Raw genomic sequence first — 3,577 nt, forward strand, 5'->3', positions numbered from 1 at the left:
CCACGGGCTTCGGATTGGTTTTCGGCTTGCCCGGCACAGTTCCCAGCAGCCACAGATTCAGGCCTGCGTGCCGGCTGATAAGCAGCGCGGATACGACGGGGCCAGCAATCCCGGCGGCGAGTCCCAGCGTCATCAGGACATAGGTGTCCGTGATACCCAATTTCCTGAAGGCGATACGGCTCGCTGCCGTAAAAAAAACATGCAGCAGGTAAATCGCAAATGAGAAGGATCCAATGTAGGCCAGGGGCGCGAAACTCCAGCCACTCCGCAAAAGAAGAAAGGCGCTTGAGACGCCGAGCGCCAGTGCGGCCACAGAACTTCCCTGCTCGGAAAATTGCGGAAAAAGCATGGCCCCGGTAGCGGCGCAAATAAATACGGCCGCCGCCACAAGCCGGGCCGTTGGCGTCCCGATGTCAAATCGTTTGCAGGCAAGCCCGGCCAGGAAAAAAGGCAGAAGGTAAACAGCGCCGCGGGCGGCGAAATAGTTGGGTGGGCTGAAGTAGTCAAACAGCACCGTGCTGAGCGCCCAGGCCACTGCAAATCCGGTCGCAGTAGAAAGTGCGTTGAGGTGTTCCAGCAGCAGAACAACCAGGAAGACAATAAAAAGCGCTTCAAGAAACCAGAAGTGCCCCACGGGCTCAATGTGCAACAGCCACCACTGGTTGACCGATGAGTTGGCGCCTGGCGTGAAGGCCTGCACGACGGCAAAAATAGTTCCCACCGTAATCAGGGGGAGCAGCAGCCGCCGGACCTTGCCTTTAATGAATTCAGCAGCATTGCCTTCATAGGGGCGAAATGCATACACATAGCCTGAGATGAAAGAGAAGAGCGGCATGCGGATATAGGCCAGCCCTTCATTGAACATCTGCAACCAGTGCCCCTCCGGAACCTTCAGGCCCACTGAGGGCGTATCCCCTACCACATGAAACAGAACCAGCAAGATGCAGGCGATGCCTCTTACCGTATCCACTTCCATGCTGCGCTTCATTTTCTTACCGGTCATCAGCCTTGCGTTCCTCTTCTTGTTTCTTTGCTGTTTTGCTCGCTGCAACTGCGTGCACAAATTATGTGCGCAGCGTAGTCAATAGCAGCCACGGCCGTGCGCCAAAAGAAAGCAAACTGTTGCAAGCCGTATCGTTTTGCGAAGCAACTGCCATCAAGCGCACAGCTGTTACGTAGTTGCAACCAATACGCGCGGGGTCTGACATCTCAATTGCATGCCTGCCACCCTACACTGAGTCGTCTTGTTCCTACATCAACTGTGCCGTCTTTGGTATTGCGACTTATACCAAGCTAGACGATTCTCAGTGGGTCCCTTCTGCCACGCCTGCACACGCAGGCAGGGGGCAGAACAAAACACAGGAAGTGATATCAAGGCATGAAATCTCACGCTCCGCTTTTCAGCGAAGATCCTGCGCACTATACGGCGCTGATAACGCAGGCTACGGCCATCACCCGGCACGCCGACCTGCTCGAATGGTTGCGCGGTGACGTCCAGTATTCCCTTCCACATGACATCCTGATGGTGGGCTGGGGCGACTTTCAGGAAGGTGCTATCCAGCACGACATTCTTTCTGAATTGCCTGGCGTACGTTCTTATGCAGCCGGTACAGACGGCGTGCCCTTTTTGCTTGGCCGGCTTCATGACCACTGGGTGGCGGCCGGCGGGCAGCCCTGCCTCCTCAATTTCAGCCAGTTCGAATATTTGCTGGGCAATGCGAGCTTGCCGGGCTCCTTCACCCGTACCCTGGCGGGTATGCGCTCGGTGCTCGTTCACGCGATGCATGACGAAAGGGCGCACCAGGACTGTCTGTATGCGTTTTTCCGTGCAGATGAGATTCCCAGGGAGTCTGGGCTGAAGGCCATGAGGATGCTGATGCCTGCCATTGATAACGCGCTGCGGCAGATGGCGCTGTTGCCACAGCAGCACCCGCAAGCCGCCGTTACGGTACGCAACGGAGCCGACGACGCGTCCGGCCTGAGCGAACGTGAAACGCAAATCATGGCCTGGGTCGCCATGGGCAAAACCAATGCCGAGATCGGAACCATCCTCAACATCAGTGGCTATACGGTGAAGAATCACATGCAGCGCATATTCCAGAAGCTCAACGTATTTAACCGGGCCCAGGCTGTCTCCAGGATTACGCGGGTGAGCTTGCATGGATGATGTCAATCCGCTCAATTCAGCCTCGGCATGGCTTAACCGGCGCGAACCCCGCTCCATGGGGTTGGGTCGAAGTCATCTTTTCACCGCAGTGGAGGCCGCGCTGGACCCTCTGGTTCTGGTGTTCTCGCTCTGGGGACTGGCTTTGTTCTTTGAAGGGTCGGTGCGTCCTGCCTATCTAATTTTGTCGGTCATCGTGTTTTCGCTGACGTTTCCCGGTACCTCCCAATTGCGTTTGCCCGTGTGGAAGGTGTTCTCAAAGATTGCATTTCACTGGATATGGATTGCCGGCTTGTTGCTGCTGACGGGTTTTGCCACCGAATATTTCTATAAATTTTCCATGACGGTACTGGTTAACTGGCTATGGGTCGCGCCGGTTGCCCAGGCGGGTGCGCATGTGGCTCTGCGTGCTGCSGCTCCGCAGTTGCTGAAATTGCAGGGGGCGGTTCGGGGTGCTGTCATCGTCGGTATGAACGAGCAGGGCGTTTCTCTGGCCCGGCACATCACAGGTTCGGCGTATTCGGGCATTGATTTGAAGGGTTTTTTCGACGACCGCGGGGAAGACCGCAGGGAGTCACAGGATGACTACCAACTGGTGGGAAAAATTGACGACCTTCCGGCTTACGTCAAGCAGCACCGTATCCAGTTTATTTATCTGTCCTTGCCCATGGCATCGCGGCCGCGCATCCTGCAGGTGCTTGATGGCCTGAAGGACACCACAGCGTCGATTTATTTTGTCCCCGACATGTTCATTACCGACCTGATACAGGGCCGCAGCGATTCGGTCTGCGGGGTCACGGTGATATCTGTCTGCGATACGCCGTTCCGGGGTGTCAGCGGCGTACTGAAGCGGGCCAGCGACATCGCGCTGTCACTGCTGATCCTGTTGCTGATTTTTCCGGTCATGCTGGTGATCGGGATCATGGTCAAGCTTGACTCTCCGGGGCCTGTCATTTTCAAGCAGCGGCGCTATGGCTTGGACGGTGAGCAGATTCTGGTCTACAAGTTCCGGTCCATGGCTGTTACCGAGGACGGTGGCACGATTCAACAGGCTCGCAAGAATGACATGCGGATCACCCGCCTGGGCGCTTTTCTGCGCAAAACCTCGCTCGACGAATTACCGCAATTCATCAACGTATTGCAAGGGCGCATGAGCATCGTCGGCCCGCGACCGCACGCCGTGGCACACAACGAGATGTATCGCTCTCTCATCAAGGGCTACATGGTTCGCCACAAGGTCAGGCCCGGCATTACCGGCTGGGCTCAGGTGAATGGGCAGCGCGGCGAAACCGACACGCTCGACAAGATGCAGTCGCGTATCGATTGCGACCTGGATTACCTGCGCAACTGGTCGCTGCAGCTCGATTTTTTCATCATTCTGAAAACGATCCGCCTGGTCTTCAAGGACAGTGC

General features: G+C 56.5%; 3 protein-coding genes. 2 read left to right on the forward strand and 1 reads right to left on the reverse strand.

All coding sequences use genetic code 11. From position 1 onward, the window contains the following. A partial coding sequence (locus AC1D1P_RS17775) for an acyltransferase family protein (protein ID WP_477673878.1) occupies window positions 1-1,003 on the reverse strand: 1,003 nt, incomplete at its 3' end. Between the two features lie 375 nt (window positions 1,004-1,378). Between AC1D1P_RS17775 and epsA the strand changes: the two genes are divergently transcribed. Continuing rightward, window positions 1,379-2,167 carry an XrtB/PEP-CTERM-associated transcriptional regulator EpsA gene (epsA, locus tag AC1D1P_RS17780; RefSeq protein ID WP_477667874.1) on the forward strand — a complete coding sequence of 263 codons (789 nt, stop codon included), beginning with the start codon at window positions 1,379-1,381 and terminating at the stop codon, window positions 2,165-2,167. Then, the coding region (locus AC1D1P_RS17785; RefSeq protein ID WP_477673879.1) for an undecaprenyl-phosphate glucose phosphotransferase at window positions 2,160-3,577 on the forward strand (1,418 nt) is incomplete at its 3' end. The genes epsA and AC1D1P_RS17785, both read left to right, overlap by 8 nt.

It is taken from the genome of Polaromonas sp. P1_E1_2 (genome assembly GCF_056406035.1).